This is a genomic window from Vibrio sp. E150_011 (assembly GCF_053544015.1).
Map to the genome: position 1 here is coordinate 344,645 of NZ_JBHFOL010000002.1, position 20,739 is coordinate 365,383.

The 20,739-nt window shown below is 44.1% G+C and carries 19 protein-coding genes, 1 riboswitch and 1 other annotated feature; of the genes, 13 read left to right on the forward strand and 6 right to left on the reverse strand.

What is annotated here, in order from left to right; translation table 11 throughout:
• Entirely contained in the window at positions 1–1,110 is a 1,110-nt protein-coding gene (mnmA, locus tag ACE1OE_RS04750) for a tRNA 2-thiouridine(34) synthase MnmA (protein ID WP_449210306.1), read from the reverse strand.
• A gap of 239 nt (positions 1,111–1,349) precedes the next feature.
• Here mnmA and ACE1OE_RS04755 point away from each other — a divergent pair, with 239 nt between their 5' ends.
• Positions 1,350–2,654 carry an inosine/guanosine kinase gene (locus ACE1OE_RS04755; protein WP_102471630.1) on the forward strand — a complete coding sequence of 435 codons (1,305 nt, stop codon included), beginning with the start codon at positions 1,350–1,352 and terminating at the stop codon, positions 2,652–2,654.
• A gap of 60 nt (positions 2,655–2,714) precedes the next feature.
• On the opposite strand, the gene ACE1OE_RS04760 is transcribed toward ACE1OE_RS04755, so the two are convergent.
• A complete protein-coding gene (locus ACE1OE_RS04760; protein ID WP_102471911.1) occupies positions 2,715–3,122 on the reverse strand; it encodes an H-NS family histone-like protein in 408 nt (135 codons plus the stop codon).
• A 683-nt stretch (positions 3,123–3,805) separates the two neighbouring features.
• Positions 3,806–3,988: riboswitch (Lysine riboswitch) on the forward strand.
• 114 nt (positions 3,989–4,102) lie between these two features.
• On the opposite strand from ACE1OE_RS04760, the gene ACE1OE_RS04765 reads away from it, so the two are divergent.
• The 11 genes from ACE1OE_RS04765 (at position 4,103) to ACE1OE_RS04815 (ending at position 15,698) form a co-directional block, all read left to right on the forward strand.
• On the forward strand, positions 4,103–5,704 hold the full coding sequence (locus ACE1OE_RS04765) for a Na+/H+ antiporter NhaC family protein (protein WP_372060529.1): 1,602 nt from the start codon (positions 4,103–4,105) through the stop codon (positions 5,702–5,704).
• A 244-nt stretch (positions 5,705–5,948) separates the two neighbouring features.
• Positions 5,949–6,082 (forward strand) — a sequence feature (His leader region).
• Between the two features lie 41 nt (positions 6,083–6,123).
• The gene (gene hisG, locus ACE1OE_RS04770) at positions 6,124–7,020 is read left to right on the forward strand and encodes an ATP phosphoribosyltransferase (protein WP_102471628.1); all 897 of its coding nucleotides are present in this window, start codon (positions 6,124–6,126) and stop codon (positions 7,018–7,020) included.
• Between the two features lie 5 nt (positions 7,021–7,025).
• Positions 7,026–8,324: a histidinol dehydrogenase gene (hisD, locus tag ACE1OE_RS04775; protein WP_102471627.1), complete on the forward strand. Its 1,299-nt coding sequence runs from the start codon at positions 7,026–7,028 to the stop codon at positions 8,322–8,324.
• Positions 8,324–9,376 carry a histidinol-phosphate transaminase gene (gene hisC / locus ACE1OE_RS04780; protein ID WP_449210307.1) on the forward strand — a complete coding sequence of 351 codons (1,053 nt, stop codon included), beginning with the start codon at positions 8,324–8,326 and terminating at the stop codon, positions 9,374–9,376. The genes hisD and hisC overlap by 1 nt, the downstream gene beginning before the upstream one ends.
• Positions 9,377–9,404: 28 nt before the next feature.
• Positions 9,405–10,478, forward strand: coding sequence for a bifunctional histidinol-phosphatase/imidazoleglycerol-phosphate dehydratase HisB (hisB, locus tag ACE1OE_RS04785; protein ID WP_372060526.1), 1,074 nt, complete (start codon positions 9,405–9,407; stop codon positions 10,476–10,478).
• Positions 10,478–11,101 carry an imidazole glycerol phosphate synthase subunit HisH gene (gene hisH, locus ACE1OE_RS04790; protein ID WP_102471624.1) on the forward strand — a complete coding sequence of 208 codons (624 nt, stop codon included), beginning with the start codon at positions 10,478–10,480 and terminating at the stop codon, positions 11,099–11,101. Before hisB ends, hisH begins: the two co-directional genes overlap by 1 nt.
• Before the next feature lie 86 nt (positions 11,102–11,187).
• Entirely contained in the window at positions 11,188–11,925 is a 738-nt protein-coding gene (hisA, locus tag ACE1OE_RS04795; protein WP_449210308.1) for a 1-(5-phosphoribosyl)-5-[(5-phosphoribosylamino)methylideneamino]imidazole-4-carboxamide isomerase, read from the forward strand.
• Between the two features lie 497 nt (positions 11,926–12,422).
• A complete protein-coding gene (locus ACE1OE_RS04800; protein WP_102471622.1) occupies positions 12,423–13,193 on the forward strand; it encodes an ABC transporter ATP-binding protein in 771 nt (256 codons plus the stop codon).
• A 189-nt stretch (positions 13,194–13,382) separates the two neighbouring features.
• Positions 13,383–14,153, forward strand: a complete 771-nt coding sequence (locus tag ACE1OE_RS04805) for an ABC transporter substrate-binding protein (protein WP_198593104.1) — start codon at positions 13,383–13,385, stop codon at positions 14,151–14,153.
• 124 nt (positions 14,154–14,277) lie between these two features.
• On the forward strand, positions 14,278–15,018 hold the full coding sequence (locus ACE1OE_RS04810; protein WP_372060523.1) for an ABC transporter permease: 741 nt from the start codon (positions 14,278–14,280) through the stop codon (positions 15,016–15,018).
• 2 nt (positions 15,019–15,020) lie between these two features.
• Positions 15,021–15,698 (forward strand): ABC transporter permease, encoded by a 678-nt coding sequence (locus ACE1OE_RS04815; RefSeq protein ID WP_102471619.1) that lies wholly within the window; start codon positions 15,021–15,023, stop codon positions 15,696–15,698.
• Positions 15,699–15,859: 161 nt separating this feature from the next.
• Here ACE1OE_RS04815 and xthA read toward each other — a convergent pair whose 3' ends face one another.
• The gene (gene xthA, locus ACE1OE_RS04820) at positions 15,860–16,666 is read right to left on the reverse strand and encodes an exodeoxyribonuclease III (protein ID WP_449210309.1); all 807 of its coding nucleotides are present in this window, start codon (positions 16,664–16,666) and stop codon (positions 15,860–15,862) included.
• 303 nt (positions 16,667–16,969) lie between these two features.
• On the opposite strand from xthA, the gene ACE1OE_RS04825 reads away from it, so the two are divergent.
• Positions 16,970–19,087, forward strand: coding sequence for a methyl-accepting chemotaxis protein (locus tag ACE1OE_RS04825; RefSeq protein WP_449210310.1), 2,118 nt, complete (start codon positions 16,970–16,972; stop codon positions 19,085–19,087).
• Between the two features lie 142 nt (positions 19,088–19,229).
• Here ACE1OE_RS04825 and rsmS read toward each other — a convergent pair whose 3' ends face one another.
• From rsmS to ACE1OE_RS04840, 3 genes are read right to left on the reverse strand one after another with little or no spacing between them, the layout of a single operon-like run.
• Entirely contained in the window at positions 19,230–19,394 is a 165-nt protein-coding gene (rsmS, locus tag ACE1OE_RS04830) for a pleiotropic regulatory protein RsmS (RefSeq protein WP_102471616.1), read from the reverse strand.
• A complete protein-coding gene (gene priC / locus ACE1OE_RS04835; protein ID WP_449210311.1) occupies positions 19,394–19,906 on the reverse strand; it encodes a primosomal replication protein PriC in 513 nt (170 codons plus the stop codon). Before priC ends, rsmS begins: the two co-directional genes overlap by 1 nt.
• Positions 19,907–19,961: 55 nt before the next feature.
• Positions 19,962–20,732 carry a TSUP family transporter gene (locus ACE1OE_RS04840; protein WP_102471614.1) on the reverse strand — a complete coding sequence of 257 codons (771 nt, stop codon included), beginning with the start codon at positions 20,730–20,732 and terminating at the stop codon, positions 19,962–19,964.
• Positions 20,733–20,739 lie beyond the last annotated feature (7 nt).

Here is a 20,739-nt window from a genome sequence, read left to right on the forward strand (position 1 = left end):
TTAAATGCGCTCTTCAATGATACCGCCACCAAGGCAGACGTTGTCTTGATAAAAGACAGCCGATTGTCCAGGTGTAACAGCAACTTGTGGTTCGTCAAAGATCACTTTTATATTGCTGTCGTCAATCGGTATGATTGTACATGGTATATCTTGCTGACGATAACGTGTTTTTACCGTGCATGTGAATGGTGCCTTCACCACTTCACGATCAACCCAATGCAATTGAGATGCACGTAAACCATTCGACTTAAGAAGTGGATGGTCTGCGCCTTGTACGGCGATCAATACATTACGCTTGAGGTCTTTTTCTGCGACATACCATGGGTCTTCGTTACCACCACCGCCTTTTTGACCACCGATGTGAAGACCTTTACGTTGTCCAAGAGTATGGTACATAAGCCCTTGATGTTCACCGATGACATCGCCTTCAGGTGTTTCAATCTTACCCGGTTGAGCGGGCAAATAGCGAGACAAGAAATCGGTAAATTTGCGCTCGCCTATAAAACAGATACCCGTTGAGTCTTTTTTCTTGGCAGTAATGAGATCTTGTTCTTCAGCGATGCGTCGAACCTCAGGCTTTTCCAGTTCACCAACAGGAAATAAGCTTCGAGCAACTTGTTCATGGCTTAGCGTATAAAGGAAGTAACTCTGGTCTTTATTGCCGTCTAAACCGCGTAATATTTGTGGTTTACCGCCGTTTTCCGGGAAGGTTCGGTCAACATAGTGACCCATAGCAATAAAGTCAGCATCTAGTACTTCGTCAGCGAACTCTAAGAAGGCTTTGAACTTGATTTCTTTGTTACAAAGAATGTCCGGGTTGGGCGTTCGACCCGCTTTGTACTCGGCTAGGAAGTACTCAAAGACATTATCCCAATATTCAGCCGCAAAGTTTATGGTATGTAGGTGGATACCAAGCTTGTCGCAAACAGCTTGTGCGTCTGCAAGATCTTCAGCAGCCGTACAATATTCCTCATTGTCATCTTCTTCCCAGTTCTTCATAAACAGGCCTTCTACTTGATAGCCCTGTTGTTTGAGAAGATAGGCAGAAACGGAGGAATCCACACCGCCGGACATACCGACGATCACTTTCTTTTGGCTGTTATCAGACATGTTTAAATACCACCTATAGTAATTGGACGCAGATTTTAGCAGAAACAAAACGTGCAATACAGTTCCGCGAACCAAATCACACTTTCTTAAGGACGTTATGTGTGTCCTATTGAGGAGGATTACAAGGGCAATAATAAAAAAATCGAATACGGTATCGTTTGCTTTAATTGCGCATGTTGCTCTGATGATCTATACAGAGTTAGAATTGCCGACGTCTTTTTCCTTACGTAGATACTGTTATGAAATTCCCTGGCCAAAGAAAATCTAAGCATTACTTTCCTGTTCATGCTCGTGACCCATTGGTGAGCCAAACACAAACCAATAAAAAAATGTCGAAGACTCATATTGTTGGTATTGATCAAACCTTGGTTGATATTGAAGCGAAAGTGGACAGCAGTTTGATTGAAAAATATGGCTTGAGTAAGGGACATTCACTGGTCATTGATGATAAAGCAGCGGAAGCGTTATATACCGAGTTAAAGGAAAAAGAACTCATCACTAACGAGTTTGCTGGTGGAACGATTGGGAATACGTTGCACAACTTCTCGGTATTAGCCGACGATAAATCGGTATTACTGGGGGTTATGAGCTCAGATATTAAAATTGGCAGTTACGGCTACCGTTACCTGTGTAATACGTCGAGTCGAATGGATCTCAACTACTTACAAGGTGTTGAAGGTGCGATTGGGCGTTGTTTTACCTTAATTACCGAAGATGGCGAACGTACGTTTGCTATTAGTGAAGGTAAAATGAATCAATTACAGCCAGAAAGTATCCCAGAAAAAATATTCAAGAAAGCATCGGCATTGGTACTGACTGCTTATTTAGTTCGTTGCAAACCTGGTGATCCAATGCCGGCGGCAACCATGCAAGCAATAGAATACGCAAAGAAATACGATGTACCAGTCGTTTTAACCCTGGGTACACGTTTTGTTATTCAAGATGATCCGAAATACTGGCAGGACTTTTTACAGCAACACGTGACAGTGGTTGCCATGAATGAAGATGAAGCGGAAGCATTAACAGGGGAAAGTGATCCTTTGGCCGCATCAAACATCGCGCTTGATTGGGTGGATTTGGTATTGTGTACTGCAGGTCCTATCGGTTTATTTATGGCTGGCTACACTGAAGACAGTGCGAAACGCGAAACGTCACTGCCACTGTTGCCAGGGAGTATTGCAGAGTTTAATCGCTATGAATTTAGCCGCCCAGCAATCAAGCAAGAATGCATCACTCCAACGAAAATTTACTCTCATATTGCACCTTATATGGGCGGGCCAGAGAAAATTAAAAATACCAATGGTGCGGGTGATGCTGCGCTTTCAGCCCTACTGCATGACATGGCAGCAAATAAACACCATAAAGAAAACGTGCCTAATTCAAGCAAGCATCAGCATCAATTTTTAACGTACTCTTCTTTTTCTCAGGTATGCAAATACTCTAATAGAGCAAGCTATGAAGTGTTGGTTCAGCATTCACCACGCTTATCACGAGGTTTGCCGGAAAGAGAAGATAGCTTAGAAGAAGCATACTGGGAAAGATAATAAAAAAGCGCCGTAAAGGCGCTTTTTTTTATATGTCTTTAAACACAATAGAATAAGTGATTAAAGCTCAAATTCTTCTAGAGATTTACCTGCATCTAACGCGGCTTGGATTATTGATGGAGTACGGCCTTGGCCTGTCCATGTTTTTTCTGCGCCGTTGTCATCAAGGTATTTGTATTTAGCAGGACGCGGTGCACGTTTGCTTTTGTTTTTCGCTTTAGATTCACCAGATAATGCAGCGATTAGGTCTTCAACATCGATACCATCTTTAGCAATCATCTGTGCGTATTCGCTCAGTTTAGCTTCACGAGCTTCTCTTTCTGCTCGTTCTTCTTCATCAGACTCTCGTCTTTCAGTGACAACAATAGTAAGTTTTTCTAGTGCTTCTTCTAATTGCTCAACCGTTAGTTCACGAGCAAATGCACGTAGGCTACGAATATTAAGCAATGTTTTTGTTAATTCAGACATGACAATTCCCATGATTTTGTTTCGTTCGGCTTTAATAATAAACTTCATCGGCCATATTGACAATGAATTAGGTGTAACAAAAGTGAAAATATAATAATCTTTACACAAAATTGATAAAACTAAGAAAGATTACTTTAAGTGTTACTAATGATTACAGGTGGATTTATTTAGAGACTGATGTTCACGGTATGACATTCATTAGAATGGGTTATTGATGTTTGGTTTTGTTGCATATTAATTGCAAAAAATCTTTAGTTATAAAGTTTAGTTTATAAATCTAAGTCGCTAACGGAACTTATTTGAAACGCAAATGTCCATCGCAGATATCGAAAATTTAATGGAATACCTATTATATTGATAGCCCAAAGCACAATACTATCTGCGTTCGCGCGATTAAGTCATGCTATAAGTTCACTATTAAAGTGGTATCGACATATAAAGAGGCATCAACATCGTTATTAACGTTGTTATCTTTTACTCAATTGCCGGTCTTTTATTCCGCGAAAAACTTTCCTCCAACCTAGGCGAGTGATGCCTGAATTAGCCTAGGTAATAAGGCGTAACAACCTCTTCACAACATTGATGTTGCAATTAACAGTTCGATAAGTACAATGGCGCGCACCTAATGCAAAAGTAAGAACATTCCTCTAACTGTGAGCTTATAAGTTAGTCGATGATTTTGCTTTTGATGTAGAGGTGCGACTGCGAAAAGTACTTGTCGTTGGGGTGATGCCAATGAACGACAACAAAAGGCGCGGTCGCCGAAGTGAGAATAGAAGATCAAACTATCTTGCTGGTGTTGTCTCTGAAAGGAACAACACTGCCATAGTCTATTATTTGTTAAACTATGGAGCGCTACTGTGGGGGTTGGAAAAGCAATCGCTTTTCTTTCGCTTATTCAACATTATGTTGAAATCTATGTGTTACACGCATGTCTGCAGTAGATCTCTGACCATAATTAAAACTGGTTTCTGAAGATCATGAACTTAATCGATTTTGCTTCCTCACCATTGTCATTGCTACCGCCGCTCGTAGCTTTGAGTTTGGCTATCATCACACGTCGTGTTTTACTCTCATTAGGAGTAGGTATTGTTTTAGGTGCCTTCCTTCTAAATGATTACTCTGTTGCCAATGCTGCAGGCTATGTCTTTGATACTGTTTCTGGTGTCGTAATAGAAGACGGCAGCCTGAATATCTGGAATATGAGTATTGTTGGTTTCTTGCTGCTGTTGGGCATGATGACTGCACTATTAACCTTATCCGGCGGAACTAAAGCGTTTGCCGAATGGGCTCAGTCTCGAGTTAAAAGTAAACGCGGTTCAAAACTGCTTGCCGCTTGCCTTGGTGTGTTTATTTTTGTCGATGACTATTTTAATAGTCTAGCGGTGGGAGCTATCTCCCGCCCTGTGACAGACCGCTTTTATGTGTCTCGTGCTAAGTTGGCGTACATTCTTGATTCAACGGCCGCACCAATGTGTGTATTGATGCCCGCTTCAAGTTGGGGGGCATACATCATGACGATTGTCAGTGGTATCTTAATTAGTCATGGTATTACTGAGTATTCCGCAATTGGTGCTTATGTTCGTTTAATACCGATGAACTTTTATGCCGTCTTTGCGCTGTTAATGGTATTCGCCGTCGCCTGGTTCCAACTGGACGTTGGCCCAATGCGTAAGCATGAGTTACGAGCGAAGCAGGGCATTGGCTTTGATCACGACAAAGACAATGACACAAAAGAAGCACATGAATTAAATGAAGAACTCGACATCAAAGAGAGCGATTTTGGTTCGGTGTCGGATCTTGTGCTACCTATCCTTGTTTTAATCTTTGCCATGATTGGTGCAATGTTATTTACCGGCAGTCAAGCACTCGCTTCTGATGGTTTACCATTTAACTTACTTGGTGCGTTTGAAAACACTGATGTAGGCATGTCGTTGATTTATGGCGGCAGTGCCGGTCTTGCAACAGCCGTGTTTACTGTGGTTAAGCAAAAATTAGCCTTTAAAGATATCGCGATAACCATGTGGATCGGTGCTAAATCGATGTTCGGTGCGATTCTCATTTTGTTCTTTGCTTGGTCCATTGGTTCAGTCATTGGTGATATGAAAACGGGTGCTTACCTGTCATCAACGGTTCAAGGCAGTATCGATGTTCATTGGTTACCTGTCATTTTGTTCTTATTGGCTGGCTTGATGGCATTCTCGACAGGAACGTCATGGGGCACATTTGGCATTATGCTGCCTATCGCAGGTGATATGGCTGGTGCGACGGATATCACGATGATGCTACCGATGTTAGGTGCAGTGCTTGCGGGCTCTGTATTTGGAGACCACTGTTCACCAATTTCCGACACAACGATTCTGTCATCAACCGGAGCACGTTGTAATCATATTGATCACGTATCCACTCAGTTGCCTTATGCGTTGTCGGTAGCCGTCGTGTCTTGTGTTGGCTTTATCGCGCTTGGCATGACCAATTCAGTTTGGATCTCATTCGCAGCTGCGAGTGTTACCTTTGTATTGGTATGCTTCGTGCTGTCAGCGTTATCACGTGCTCGAATGTCACAAGATATCAAAGCGTAATCACGCCGTGCCTATTGGCACCGTTATGTGAATATTAGGAGCCTTTATGGCTCCTTTTTTGTGCGAATTTTTTATACTAATCCGACGCGCAGGGGTTAAAAGCAGAATTCTTATTCTGTCAGCAAGATTATTTTTGAAAAACTGTAAATTAGTGGTTGAAAATTTAGCTGAGCTTAGTTAGTGTGAAGTCACAGCTTAAAAGGAATCGCCAAATAATTATGCGCTTAAACGATATGAACATTCATCATCACCATCATCACCCAATCTAGTCTTTCGGGAGATGCGCGCATATCCGAGAGCTAACTAAACTCTCGGAGGTTCGAAGCAAGATTTAAGAATTAACCCTCGGGAGACCAAAACTCTCGAGGGTTTTTTCGTTTTATAATTTAGAAATCAATCTTCTGCACAGGGATACAGCAATGCAAACACAACGTCTAAGAATCGCAATCCAAAAGAAGGGCCGCCTCAGCAGAGATAGCCAAGACCTCCTAAAGAAATGTGGAGTGAAATTTAATGTCATGGGTGAGCGTCTCGTCGTTCATTCACTCAACATGCCAATTGATTTACTACTAGTGCGTGATGATGATATCCCTGGTTTGATTATGGATGGCGTTGTTGACCTTGGTTTTATCGGTGAAAATGAATTGGAAGAAGTGCGTTTAGATCGCATTGCTTTGGGCGAACCAAATGAATTCCACACACTGCGCCGTTTGGATTTTGGTGGCTGTCGTTTGTCTATCGCTATTGATAAAGATGTGACGTACAACGGACCTCAAGATCTTGCTGGTAAGCGTATCGCTACTACTTATCCTCAGTTGCTAAAATCTTACATGGACGAGCAAGGTGTCGACTTTAGTGCTTGTATGCTAACAGGATCGGTTGAGGTTGCGCCTCGTGCTGGTCTTGCCGATGCTATTGCTGATTTGGTGTCAACGGGTGCGACCTTAGAAGCCAATGGTTTAAAAGAAGCTGAAGTGATTTTCCGCTCTAAGGCGACATTAATCCAGCGTCAGGGTGAATTTGATGCCGATAAGTTAGCGTTGATTGAGAAATTGTTGACTCGCATGCAAGGTGTACAACAAGCCAAAGAGTCTAAGTACATCATGTTACACGCGCCGATTGCGAAGTTAGAACAGATTAAAGCACTACTTCCAGGAGCTGAAGATCCTACCGTACTGCCACTTTCAACAGATAAAGAACGAGTAGCGGTTCACCTGGTGAGCACAGAAAATCTTTTCTGGGAAACGATGGAAGGTTTAAAAGAACTCGGTGCGAGTTCCATCCTTGTGCTACCAATTGAAAAAATGATGGGGTAGAGACTATGAGAACCGTTGTTTGGCGCTCACTGAGCCAACCCCAACAAGAGTCAATCTTGGAACGACCAGCGATAGCAGATGGTGCGAATATTACCGCTGCTGTGTCCTCTGTTATTGAACAAGTGCGCCAAGGCGGAGACAGCGCTTTGTTTGCGTTGACTGAAAAGTTTGATAACGTGCGCCCGGATTCAATTCGGGTGACGAATGAAGAAATTGAAGCCGCGTCTAACCGCCTGACGGATAAGATGAAGCAAGCCCTTGAGCAAGCGTATGCGAATATTTCGAAGTTTCATAAAGCGCAACGCCCTCAGCCATTAAAAGTTGAGACTCAGCCCGGTGTCGTGTGTGAACAAGTGACTAGGCCAATCAATAATGTTGGTTTGTATATACCGGGGGGAAGCGCTCCGCTACCGTCTACGGTACTTATGCTTGGTGTCCCTTCTCAAATCGCAGGGTGCCGTAAGGTTGTCTTGTGTTCACCACCACCGATCGCTGATGAAATCTTGTATGTCGCAAAGTTGTGTAACATCGATGAGGTATACAACGTGGGAGGGGGGCAAGCCATCGCTGCGATGGCTTACGGTACCGAGACCGTCTCTAAGGTCGATAAAATATTCGGGCCGGGCAACGCGTACGTAACAGAAGCAAAACGTCAAGTGAGTAACGATTTCCGTGGGGCGGCTATCGATATGCCCGCGGGCCCATCAGAAGTGCTAGTGATTGCCGACGACAGCGCGGATCCTGATTTTGTTGCCGCGGACTTATTGAGCCAAGCCGAGCACGGTCCTGATTCTCAGGTTGTATTGGTGACACCATCAGCGGTGGTGGCCGATCAAGTAACAGAAGCGGTTAAAAAACAACTTCAAATGCTGACGCGAGCGGATATTGCGCAAAAAGCATTAGGTTCTAGCCTCGTGATAATTGCAGAGTCGTTAACTCAATGTGTATCGATTTCTAATTACTATGGCCCAGAGCACCTAATTGTCCAGACGAAGAATCCGCGGGAACTCTTACCATTGCTTGATAACGCGGGCTCCATTTTTCTAGGAGATTGGTCTCCGGAGTCCGTAGGTGATTATGCATCAGGTACGAATCACGTCTTGCCTACCTACGGTTATACAAGAACGCACTCTAGCTTAGGCCTTGCTGATTTTTCAAAGAGAATGACGGTACAAGAGTTATCAAAAGATGGCTTAAAGTTACTGGCGCCAACGGTGGTGACAATGGCGGAAGCTGAAGGGCTAGATGCACACAAGCGAGCGGTTACTATCCGTGTTGACAAGCTAGCGCAGGAGCAAAAATAATGGAAAAGTTAGCGCGTAAGCAAGTGCAAGCTCTCACTCCCTATATGTCGGCCCGACGTATCGGCGGTTCCGGCGACATTTGGTTGAATGCGAATGAATCCCCATTTGATAATGAATATAAAACCGACTTTGCTCGTTTAAATCGTTATAGCGAATGCCAACCGAAAGCGCTAATAGAAGCGTACGCTGCCTACGCAGGTATAGCACCTGGTCAAACATTGACATCTCGAGGCGCTGATGAAGGCATTGAACTGCTGATTCGTGCTTTTTGTGAGCCTGGTGAAGACAGTATTTTATTTTGCCCACCTACCTACGGTATGTATGCCATCAGCGCTGAGACTATTGGCGTAGCAAGAAAAGTCGTGCCTTTGACATCTGACTGGCAATTGGATCTTCCTGCAATAGAAGCAAGTTTAGAGTCAGTGAAACTTGTGTTTGTTTGCAGCCCTAACAACCCAACCGGTAATTTAGTCAATCGTGACGACATTATTGCTTTGCTGGAAATGACAAAAGATAAAGCTATTGTGGTTATGGATGAGGCATATATCGACTTTTGTCCTGAAGCTTCAACGGTCGATTTATTAGCGGAGTACGACAATCTTGCGATTCTGAGAACATTATCCAAAGCCTTTGCTCTAGCTGGCTTACGTTGCGGTTTTACCCTTGCTAACGAGCCGCTGATTAATGTTCTGCTTAAGGTGATTGCGCCATATCCAGTACCCGTGCCCGTAGCAGATATTGCTATTCAAGCGTTATCCGAGCATGGTTTGGCGCGAACGAAGTACCAAGTCCTCGATCTTAATGCCAACCGTGCTTATCTTCAGGCCGGGTTGACTATGTTGCCGGGTGTTGTGGTTCATGAAGGGTGGGGTAACTATCTATTAGTTGAATTTACTAATGGGGATGAGCTGTTTAAAGCCACGTGGGATAACGGCATTATCTTGCGTAACTCCCCAATAGAGAACTGTGTCCGCATCAGTGTCGGTAATCGGGATGAATGCGAAAAAACACTCGCATTTATTCGCAATAAAATAAATCAAAGCGCTGCCTAAACGACGCATACAGACAAGGAGTTTTATAGTGAGCAACCAACAAAAAATCTTATTTATTGACCGTGATGGCACGCTGATCGTTGAACCACCAATTGATTTTCAAGTCGATCGCCTAGACAAACTGAAACTTGAACCTTTTGTGATTCCAAGCCTGTTAGCACTTCAAAATGCCGGTTATCGATTAGTCATGGTGACCAATCAAGATGGTCTGGGTACAGACAGCTATCCGCAAGCAGATTTTGATGCGCCCCAAGATATGATGATGGAAATTTTCGAATCGCAAGGTGTGCTGTTTGATGATGTACTCATCTGCCCACACTTTGACGAAGATAACTGTTCGTGCCGTAAGCCAAAACTAGGCATGGTGAAAGAGTATCTGCAAAGTGGAAAAGTAGACTTTAAAACATCAGTCGTCATCGGTGACCGTGCGACCGATCTGCAACTGGCAGAGAATATGGCAATACGTGGTATTCAATATCACCCTGAGACAATGGGTTGGCGTGATATTTTAAAAGATCTCACTGTAAATGCTCGAACAGCAGAGGTCATCAGAACGACAAAAGAAACGGATATTAAGGTTTTCGTCAATCTCGACGAGGCGGGTGGCAATGAGATTTCGACGGGGATGGGCTTTTTCGACCACATGCTTGATCAGATCGCGACCCATGGCGGTTTCCAAATGAAAATCGATGTGAAGGGTGATTTGCACATCGATGATCACCATACGATTGAAGACACGGCACTTGCACTCGGACAAGCTTTAAAAGAAGCGCTGGGTGATAAACGTGGTATTGGTCGTTTTGGCTTTAGCCTACCAATGGATGAGTGTCTTGCACAATGTGGATTAGATTTGTCCGGTCGACCTTATCTTAAATTTGAAGCAGAGTTTTCTCGCGAGCAGGTTGGCGACCTATCGACAGAAATGGTGGTGCATTTCTTCCGTTCATTAACGGATACGCTAGCGTGTACATTGCATCTTTCTTCATCAGGCCACAACGACCACCACATCATTGAAAGCCTGTTTAAAGCCTTTGGTCGTACGCTGCGTCAGGCGATAAAAGTCGAAGGTAATGAGCTCCCGAGTAGTAAAGGGGTGTTGTAATGGAACGTACAAAACAAAAAGTCGTCATTATTGATACTGGTTGCGCTAACGTTTCGTCAGTCAAGTTTGCTATTGAACGTCTTGGTTACGCCGTCACGATTTCAAAAGATGCGGATATTGTACTTGGCGCTGACAAGCTGTTTCTGCCGGGAGTTGGCACGGCCAGTGAAGCGATGAAAAACCTTGAGCAGAGAAACCTTATTGAGTTGGTGAAACAGGTCGAGCAACCTTTATTAGGAATTTGTTTAGGTATGCAGCTTCTCGGTAAGCTATCGCAAGAAAAAGGTCAGAAAGCGGATCAACAAGTCGAATGTCTTGGCTTATGTGATGGTGAGGTGAAAAAGCTTGAAACAGGCTCGCTTCCTTTGCCTCATATGGGGTGGAATACGGTTAAGGCGAATTCTGGGCATCCGCTGTTTTCAGGTATTGAAGATTCAGAATATTTTTACTTTGTGCACAGTTTCGGTATGCCGGTTGGTGATTACACCATTGCACAATGTGACTATGGAACAGCGTTTAGCGCCGCTATCCAAAGTGAAAACTATTATGGGGTACAATTTCACCCTGAACGCTCATCAAAAGCTGGTTCGAAGTTGATCCAAAACTTCCTTGAATTGGTTTAGCAGCCGTGTTCAAAACCAGATGATTTAATAAAGACACAAGGCGTTGTCTTGAGTCCGTGAATAAAGATATTAAAAGGGATTGAAAAGTGATCATTCCAGCACTTGATTTAATAGAAGGACAGGTTGTAAGACTCTACCAAGGAGATTATGGCCAAGTGACAGAATACAAAGTGGACCCAGCGGAGCAGTTTAACCTATACCATCAGGCTGGCGCTAACTGGTTGCACCTTGTGGATCTCACGGGAGCGAAAGATACTACCGCTCGTCAACTCGATTTGATTGCAACTTTGCTAGCGAGTACGCCAGCAAGCATACAGATCGGCGGTGGAGTACGCACGGAACAAGACGTCGTAGATTTGCTAGAAGCGGGTGCTCAACGAGTGGTGGTCGGTTCGACAGCCGTCAAACAGCCAGCTTTAGTTAAAGGTTGGATGCAAAAGTATGGTCCTGAAAGAATCGTACTCGCCCTTGATATTAATATTGATGATCAGGGCGTCCGAAAGGTTGCGATCTCGGGTTGGCAAGAGGATTCTGGTGTCACGATTGAGGCACTTATCGACGACTATTTAACGGTCGGACTCAAGCACGTGTTATGCACTGATATTTCTCGCGATGGTACACTACAAGGAAGTAATGTGGAGCTGTATGTGGATTTATGTCGTCAATATCCCCAAGTGCAGTTTCAATCATCGGGTGGCATTGGTAGTTTAGAGGACATTGCTGCGCTAAAAGGCTCAGGTGTTGCAGGCGTTATTGTAGGACGAGCTTTGTTAGATGGTAAATTTAGCGCCGACCAAGCGTTTGAATTGTGGAACAATGGTTAATGGTTAATGGTTAATGGTTAGCGAACGGATAATTGCTTCTAAATGAATAAAAAGCACGCTTAGCGTGCTTTTTTACGTTTGGTTACGTAATTGAGAAGACGGATTGCGTCTTGACCCAATCGGCTATTATCAACTCAGTCCCACATGTGATAAGTCCTGCTAATGAGTGATAAGTCAGGCTAATGGTCTGGCGATTTGTGTATTCTATAGTTTTAAATTCTACCATTAGTGGTGTTTATGTAACATTTGCGAAATATATACAAGGCATTGAATTGCTGGTTGATTGTTGACTAGTTTTGCATCAAAGTGGTGGTAATATTCATAATTTCGAGTTTAAAGCACTTTAATGTGCATATTATCTCAGTTATAATCGCTGTATTAATCAGTATATTAGGTTAATAATTTGTTGCAAACACCACTTTGTAGTGCTAGCTTGTATCGAATATCAAAAGGTCGGAGTACCTTAGCAGTCCATAAAATACAGGGAGCACAAGCGCATGAATGATGTACCAGCGCTGGACATAAAAGAACTGCATAAGACATTTGGTCAAAATGAAGTTTTAAAGGGGATTTCCCTTACCGCTCATAAAGGCGATGTAGTATCAATTATTGGCTCATCGGGCTCTGGAAAAAGTACCTTCCTTCGTTGCATCAACCTCCTCGAAACTCCTACTTTAGGTGAAATATGGGTCAATGGTGAATTGATTCAAATGAAAAACAATCGCTCCGGTGAGGCCGTTCCCGTTAATGAAAAGCAAGTTCAACGCATCCGTTCGCGTTTAGCTATGGTTTTTCAGGGTTTCAATCTTTGGTCTCACATGACCGTACTAGAGAATGTAATCGAAGCCCCAGTTCATGTGTTGGGCGTTCCGAAAGCACAAGCGATAGAAAATGCAGAATTGCTGCTCAAAAAAGTCGGATTGTATGAGCGTAAAGATTATTACCCTGGCCATTTGTCTGGCGGTCAACAGCAACGAGCGGCAATTGCAAGAGCGCTTGCTGTCGAACCTGAAGTGATGCTATTTGATGAGCCAACGTCTGCTCTCGATCCTGAATTGGTTGGGGAAGTTTTGGGTGTAATGCGTGATTTAGCAGAAGAAGGGCGCACCATGTTGGTGGTGACTCATGAAATGGCGTTTGCCCGTGATGTATCGAATCACGTGATGTTTCTGCATCAAGGCTTGGTTGAAGAGCAGGGGGACCCTGCGCAGTTATTTACATCACCAGAATCAGAACGTTTGAAGCAATTCATTTCGTCTATTTACTAATTATCAAGCGGTTGGCAGCGCTGCTAATCGTTACCGATGCGCTAAACATTGGTACGCGTCAGATACTTGATACCCGATAGATAAGACGACGCGTCATACAATAATGAATAAAAAGCACCACAACATAAAAGCAACACAACACTAAAATAACGTTAAGTTAAAAATAATGTAAATCACAGGAGTATGGAAATGAAAAAGTGGTTATTAGCAGCGGCAATTATTGCGACAGCAGCAACTGGAGTAGCACAAGCAAAGGAATGGAAAACAGTGCGCTTTGGTATTGAAGGTGCGTATCCTCCATTTAGCTGGACAGAAGCCGATGGCTCCCTAAAAGGTTTTGATGTTGATATGGCTAACGCTCTATGTGAAGAGCTAAAAGCGAAATGTGTCATCGTTCCTCAAGACTGGGATGGCATTATTCCTTCTCTATTGGCGCGTAAATATGATGCGATTATCGCCGCGATGTCAATTACTGAAGAACGTAAAAAGAAAATTGATTTTACGGGTAAATACGCACTTATTCCGAACAAATTTATTGCGAAAAAAGACGCGGGTATTGATTTCGACAACCTTAATGGTGTGAAAATCGGTGTTCAACGTGCAACGACTCATGATAAATACTTAACTGATAACTTCGGTGACAGTGTTGAAATCGTACGCTACGGTTCGTTTGATGAAGCTTACCTTGATCTTGGTAACGGTCGTATCGCGGCGGTATTGGGTGATGCCTCTGCTCTTGAAGATGGTGTACTGAAAAAAGAAGGTGGCGATGCCTATGAATTCGTTGGCCCTTCATTAACTGACCCTAAATGGTTTGGTGATGGTTTTGGTATTGCTGTGCGTAAACAAGACAAAGATCTAACTAAACAACTGGATGCGGCTATTTTGTCACTACGCGAGAAGGGTGTTTATCAAGAGATTGCTGCAAAATACTTTAATTATGACGTATACGGTAAGTAACCCGCTTATCTAACCGCTCATTGATAAGGCTTGAGTGTTATCTCAAGCCTTTTTACCAAAATACGAGTCAACGACCCGTATGGTAAGAATTATCAATGCTTAAGTTTCGCAGTTGGAAGAAACTATGCTCGATTTACAAGGATATGAAGCCTCCATCCTCAAAGGGGCTGTGCTGACAATAGAAGTGGCCGTGCTGTCATTGATCCTCGCAATGCTTTTAGGCATGTTAGGCGCGCTGGCTAAACTTGCTCCCTATCGGTGGGCTCGTGCGATCGCGACATTATATACCACCATTATCCGTGGGATCCCCGATCTTGTTTTGATGATGTTGATATTCTTTGGTGGGCAAATATTACTCAATAATAGCTTGTATGCTGTTAATGAATGGTTGAATGAGTGGTTTACCTCGAGCAACCCGAACCATGAGTGGACCGCTTACCTACCGGATTATATTGATGTCTCTCCATTTATTGCTGGTGTGCTGACCATTGGTTTCATCTTTGGCGCGTATATGGCAGAAACTTTTCGTGGCGCTATTATGGCCGTCGACAAAGGCGAAATGGAAGCGGCCAAAGCCTATGGAATGAGTGGCCCTATGGCCTTTAGGCGCATCCTGTTGCCGCAAATGATCCGACATGCTCTGCCTGGCTTCGGTAATAACTGGCTGGTATTACTCAAGACGACGGCGTTGGTTTCGATTATTGGTTTGGAAGATATGGTACGGGTCAGCTCCCTTGCTGCTGGTTCAACCAAAATGCCCTTCACTTTTTATATGTCAGTCGCGATCATTTTCTTGTTTTTCACCGCGGTATCAACAGGTTTATTGAAGCTGGTTGAGCGCAAATTTAGCATTCACGTGAGGTAGATATGGACTTTTCTATTATTATCGATAGTTTTCCGGTTTATCTCGATGGACTGTGGACTACAGCATGGTTGGTGTCATTGTCGCTAGTCATTGGTCTTTGCGTTGCTATCCCCCTTGCCATCGCTCGAAATAGTAATAACTACTTTGCCATCGCGCCATCTTGGGCATTTATTTATTTTTTCCGTGGCACCCCACTACTAGTCCAACTTTATTTGATTTATTACGGCATGGACCAGTTCTTTCCGGTAAAAGATACCCTTTGGGAAAACGCATGGTTCTGTGCACTTGTTGCGTTTGTTCTCAATACATCAGCGTATACGTCTGAAATTATTCGTGGCGCAATAAATGGCTTGCCAAAAGGAGAAGTCGAAGCGGCGAAAGCCTACGGTATGGGATACTGGAAAACGTACCGTCGTATTATCTTGCCGAGTGCATTGCGTCGTGCGCTTCCTGCTTACAGTAACGAAGTTATCTTTATGTTACATGGCTCAGCGGTGGCGGGTATTGTCACGATTATGGATTTAACGGGGGCGGCTCGCTTAGTCAATGCGCGTTATTACGCGCCATTTGAATCATTCCTCGCCGCTGGACTGTTCTATATGGCATTGACCTTTATTATCCTAGCGGTTTTTAAATTTGCAGAAAAACGATTCCTTGCATACCTCAAGCCTCTAAGTTAAAGAATGGGCTTCGTTGAATAAGTTGATAAATGCATGCGATAGAGGTCAATTATTTTCGGTAAGCTGAACATATATTAAAGCGACATCCATACCGACGTGAAAAAGCGCTGAACCTATAGGTTCAGCGCTTTTTTTATAATGAGTGACTTGATCTGAAGTGGCTATTTAAAGCTAGACCAAATCGGCGCATGATCTGATGGCTTTTCAATTCCACGCAATTCATAATCGATACCCGCTTCAGTACAATCTTGAGCCAACCCCTGAGTTGCAAGAACGACATCAATACGCAGACCTCGGTTGTCGACAAAGCCTTTCGAGCGATAATCAAACCAAGAGTACTGGTCATCTACTGTCGGGTGCAATTGACGGAAGGTATCAATGAATCCCCAGTCAAGAAGTCGTTTGAGCCACTCTCTCTCCACTGGCTGGAATGAACATTTTCCTGTTTTGAGCCAGCGCTTTTTATTGGGCTCACCAATGCCGATATCGAGGTCGATTGGGCTGATATTAATGTCGCCCATCACGATGACGTTATCTTCAGGGGTGTGGTGCTCATCAAGGTAAGTCATCAGGTCACTATAGAACTGACGTTTGTATGGGAACTTGGTCTCATGGGCGATGTTGTCCCCTTGAGGAAAGTAACCGTTTAATACCGTGACTTTTTTATCGTTTTCATCGTCGAACGTTGCCATGATCATACGCTTTTGATGATCGTCTGTGTCAGTAGGGAATCCGTATTGAACCGAACTTGGTTTTTGTTTACAAAGCATGGCAACGCCATAGTGGGCTTTTTGGCCATGGAAATACACGTGATACCCCATCGCTTCGACGGCCTCTAGGGGGAAAGCATCATTGTGTACTTTAATCTCCTGTAAGCCGATAACATCAGGCTGATGCTTGTCAATTAATGCTTGAAGCTGGTGAAGTCTGGCTCTTAGCCCATTAATGTTGAAGCTGATAACTTTCATTTTTGGCGATCCTATAGGTGGTTCGATCTAATAGGTTGTTCACGTGAAAGCGAAAGACACAAGGCTGGGATATGAATTCCCATTGAGTTATTGATCAATGTGAAATGAAGCGCCGTAATCCAATGTTGTTCTCTTGCTTTACGTGTTTTGTTATAGCAGAAATACTAGCACTGTCATAGAGATGGGTATACTTCAAATTATTGAGGTATCGTTATAAACATGTTGTAATAAAAGACTCAATAAAAAGGATGTTCTGTCGATAACATCTATATATGCATAACCGTTTGCGAACAAGGAAGTATTATGCGAACTCTCTCCGTACAATGGAAGATTACCCTTTTAGCTGGCTGCTGTTTATTATTTACGTCGCTTGCACTTATTGGTTTCTCTCTCTATAACGCTACAAATAATCAAAAAGCTACGCAATTACTGAGTTCTCAATCAGTGGTTGAAAAGTCTGAGGCACTATTGGAAGCACGGGCTGAAATAAATGCACGTGAAGTGAAAGACTATTTTAGCGAAGCCATATTTCGTGCAGAGATGCTAATTTCTAATGCCACTTTCCAAAAGTCGAATGCGGAAGAGAACTTTGTCCCGAGTGAAGACTTGCGTACAGCACTGGATGAGATGCTTCGCCAAGCTGTGATTCAATTTCCGTCGATTGAGGGGGCTTATCTCGTCTTTAAGCCCAATATGCTTGATGGTGAAGATTCTAACTACGAAGGGGCAGATTATGTTGGCTCGAATGAACTTGGCCAGTTTGCTACATATTGGACGATCACGGAGTCAGGCGAGAACGCGGTCCGCCAAGTGTTAAGCAAAGCGGACCTGGATAATTTTGATAATGCGGAACGGTTTTATTGTCCTCTTGCATCGGAATCAGCCTGTGTCAGCACACCTAAAAGCACTCAAATTGGGGGCAATACTCACCTAATTTCATCACTTTCTTTGCCGATCAGTGTAGATAACATGGTTATTGGCTTTCTGGGGATCGACCTACGTTTAACACAGCTTGCAGAAACCGTCACAGACTCAGATAGCAGTTTATTTAGCGGTAGCGGTAATATTAATATTGTCAGTCTGGATGAGTCCGTTATCGCGAGTGATGATCCCAATGTAAAAACTGGGACGCCTTTCGTTAGTCACGTATTGTCAAAAGACCAAGTGACGGACCTGATGTTTGGAGAGGAATCTGTTATTCAATGGAGTAAGGATGGCGAGTGGTTGACGGTATTCAATCCCGTCTATATTGCTAATCAGACTTGGGGTGTCTTCTTTGATATGCCTAGAAGTGCTGTTTTGAGTGATGCCATCACCTTAGATCGAACGCTGACTACTCAATTAGAAGAAGGCGTTCTCATTGAGATTTTAGCTGGGTTAGGCTTTGTTATTATCGGGTTGGCGGTGATTGGTGTTGTATCACACAGTCTAGTTAAGCCGATTCGTGAGGTTGTAGCTAGGCTTGAAGATATTGCGACGGGTGAAGGTGATTTAACGCAAAGACTGGAAGTGAAATCAGGGGATGAAATAGGCCAACTCGCCGTGCAGTTTAATGCGTTTTTAGAAAAACTTCAGTCGACTATCTCTCAGGTTGCTGTCACCTCTGAACAAGTGACTCAAACGGCGGCGCAGGCAAAATCAACCGCGGCATCAAGTCGAATTAGTTGTGACGCTCAGTTTAGAGAAGTCGATTTAGTGGCGACCGCTTCAGAAGAAATGACACAGACGGCTTCGCTTGTCGTTCAAAATGCGGAAACGGCGGTTGAAGCGGCGGAATCGGCTAATAATTCCGCAAGTCAAGGACAAGAAGTCGCGGAGTTGTCAGCGGCCGAGATGGTGAGACTTGTTGAACAAATGAAGGCGACCGTGCCTATTGTTGAGGAATTGGCGAATAACAACGCCAATATCACCGCAATTTTAGCGGTCATCGAGGGGATTTCTGAACAGACCAATTTACTCGCTCTCAATGCAGCAATTGAAGCAGCTCGAGCTGGAGAGCAAGGACGAGGTTTTGCGGTGGTGGCAGATGAAGTTCGTAATCTTGCAAGTCGAACGCATGACTCTGTGGGGGAGATTCGCGAGGTGATTGACCGCGTACAAAAGGGAACCAAAGATGTGGTTCAAGCGATTCAACATGGGTCACAACTTGCTGATTCTACGGCGTCTCATGTACAACAAGCGGTAACGTCGTTGAGTAGTATTTTTGAGTCAATATCGGCGATTAACGACATGAACTCACAAATCGTAAAAGCGGCGGAAGAGCAGCAGTCTGTTTCAAGTGAGGTAAACCAAAATGTCACCAATATACGGGACTTAAGCGCGAAGATCTTAGATCAAGCTGGAGAGTCGGAAAGTGTGGGTAATGATATTTACCAGCTATCTTCGGAGCAGCAGCGTTTAATGAACCAATTTAAAGTGTGATTTGTCCCTGGATTACAATGGTTGAAAGGATCTGGCATCGATCTTAGAGTGCCGGATCTTTTCAACGTGATAGGGCTGCGGCTGATCCCTTGATATCTGTATTCGATCATTTAGTCGTTGTGTGACAAATAACGAAACTGGCTTACTGCTTACTGCTTTCGAGTTGTCGACGAAGATCGGATTGAACGATATCTATAGCTTTCAACGCTATTTCTGGTGAAATATCATTACTTTCCAACAAATAAATAAGGTCAACGGCCAGTTTTATTTCTTCTGGCGCACTGTCTAAGCTTTGATCGTTTGGCATTATAAAAACTTCTCACTTTCGCTAATCTGATGTTCAATATTGAGTATGGCTGACCGGCAGCGTTGCAAGCGTTGCTCGGCGGTTCGCCATGCTTGTTCTAGCGCCACATTATGTGGGGCTGATTTATACTGGACTTCTTTTTGTCTGACCATATCACACAGTCTGATTTCCCACACTTTGTGCTGCTCAAGGCTGGCGTTAAGTTCATTAATAGGCGTAGTATGATTACCTGCTGCGGCTAATGATGAAGAGGCGAGTGCTCGCTCTAAGGCTTCTAACTGTGCGACAAATCGCTCTGACAGGTATTGTGCCTTGTTGGCGTGAAGGTCTGGAGAGGAAAGCTGGCGCAGGTTCTCCTTTGCTTCTTGTACACAGGGTGACAACAGCCGAGATGGCGAATTAAATAACTGCTGATCAAACAAAGCCGGGGCGTGTTTCTGACGCTGTGCATCAAGCGCAGAAGCAGACCGTCGGAGAACATCGAGACGTGCGTGTAGATCGGTTAATCTCATGGTTTCTCCTAAGCACTTTACTCACATTGGCAAATCAAACAATCAATGTTAACGATCAAAACCACGCATCGTAGGCGAGCTTGATTGCGAGAATACTCACAACGGTTACAAAAATAGGGCGAATGAACTTGCCACCAAACCGAATGGCCGAATGCGCGCCAATGTAAGCCCCAACCATGAGGCATACGCCCATCGTCAGTCCCAAAACCCAATTAATATGACCGAGAATGGCAAAAGTGATGAGGGACGTGAAGTTACTGGTAAAGTTCATTGCCTTAGCCAGACCAGAAGCCAACAAGATATTCAAACGATACAACGCCATTGAACTCACGGTCCAAAATGCGCCCGTACCTGGCCCCGCGACACCGTCGTAAAATCCAAGTGACAAGCCTTGCAAGTATTGTTTACGATTGAATTTTGGGCATCCGCGATTGACGCCATCACCATCCGCGCTTGGTGCTTTGTGAAAAACAGTGTAAAGCGCAGCGGCAAGGATAACGAGCGGAAGCACTTTCTCGAGCCATTGTGTTGAGATCATATCAACGACAAGCGTGCCTAGCGTGGCACCAATCAATGTAGACACGAATGCTCGTTTCCAGCACTCGGGCTTAAAAAGTCGTTTACGATAGTAAGTAAAGGCCGCTGTCGAGGAGGCAAAAGTCGCAGCGAGTTTATTGGTACCAAGCGCGATATGCGGCGGCAACCCAAGCGAGAGCAGGGCGGGAACCGTTAGCATTCCGCCGCCACCTGCGACGGCGTCAATAAAACCAGCAGCAAACGCCACTAGCGCAAGAACCACCAACATGCTGGGTTCAATAAATTCCATGGAAACC

What these genes read in the sequence shown, in the direction of transcription:
- hisH (WP_102471624.1), top strand. Translation starts at nt 10,478, where the DNA reads ATGGAACGTACAAAACAAAAAGTCGTCATTATTGATACTGGTTGCGCT.
- rsmS (WP_102471616.1), bottom strand. Translation starts at nt 19,394, where the DNA reads ATGCCAAACGATCAAAGCTTAGACAGTGCGCCAGAAGAAATAAAACTG.
- ACE1OE_RS04805 (WP_198593104.1), top strand. Translation starts at nt 13,383, where the DNA reads ATGAAAAAGTGGTTATTAGCAGCGGCAATTATTGCGACAGCAGCAACT.
- hisG (WP_102471628.1), top strand. Translation starts at nt 6,124, where the DNA reads ATGCAAACACAACGTCTAAGAATCGCAATCCAAAAGAAGGGCCGCCTC.
- hisC (WP_449210307.1), top strand. Translation starts at nt 8,324, where the DNA reads ATGGAAAAGTTAGCGCGTAAGCAAGTGCAAGCTCTCACTCCCTATATG.
- ACE1OE_RS04765 (WP_372060529.1), top strand. Translation starts at nt 4,103, where the DNA reads ATGAACTTAATCGATTTTGCTTCCTCACCATTGTCATTGCTACCGCCG.
- ACE1OE_RS04760 (WP_102471911.1), bottom strand. Translation starts at nt 3,122, where the DNA reads ATGTCTGAATTAACAAAAACATTGCTTAATATTCGTAGCCTACGTGCA.
- hisD (WP_102471627.1), top strand. Translation starts at nt 7,026, where the DNA reads ATGAGAACCGTTGTTTGGCGCTCACTGAGCCAACCCCAACAAGAGTCA.
- priC (WP_449210311.1), bottom strand. Translation starts at nt 19,906, where the DNA reads ATGAGATTAACCGATCTACACGCACGTCTCGATGTTCTCCGACGGTCT.
- ACE1OE_RS04825 (WP_449210310.1), top strand. Translation starts at nt 16,970, where the DNA reads ATGCGAACTCTCTCCGTACAATGGAAGATTACCCTTTTAGCTGGCTGC.
- ACE1OE_RS04840 (WP_102471614.1), bottom strand. Translation starts at nt 20,732, where the DNA reads ATGGAATTTATTGAACCCAGCATGTTGGTGGTTCTTGCGCTAGTGGCG.
- mnmA (WP_449210306.1), bottom strand. Translation starts at nt 1,110, where the DNA reads ATGTCTGATAACAGCCAAAAGAAAGTGATCGTCGGTATGTCCGGCGGT.
- ACE1OE_RS04815 (WP_102471619.1), top strand. Translation starts at nt 15,021, where the DNA reads ATGGACTTTTCTATTATTATCGATAGTTTTCCGGTTTATCTCGATGGA.
- ACE1OE_RS04810 (WP_372060523.1), top strand. Translation starts at nt 14,278, where the DNA reads ATGCTCGATTTACAAGGATATGAAGCCTCCATCCTCAAAGGGGCTGTG.
- ACE1OE_RS04800 (WP_102471622.1), top strand. Translation starts at nt 12,423, where the DNA reads ATGAATGATGTACCAGCGCTGGACATAAAAGAACTGCATAAGACATTT.
- ACE1OE_RS04755 (WP_102471630.1), top strand. Translation starts at nt 1,350, where the DNA reads ATGAAATTCCCTGGCCAAAGAAAATCTAAGCATTACTTTCCTGTTCAT.
- xthA (WP_449210309.1), bottom strand. Translation starts at nt 16,666, where the DNA reads ATGAAAGTTATCAGCTTCAACATTAATGGGCTAAGAGCCAGACTTCAC.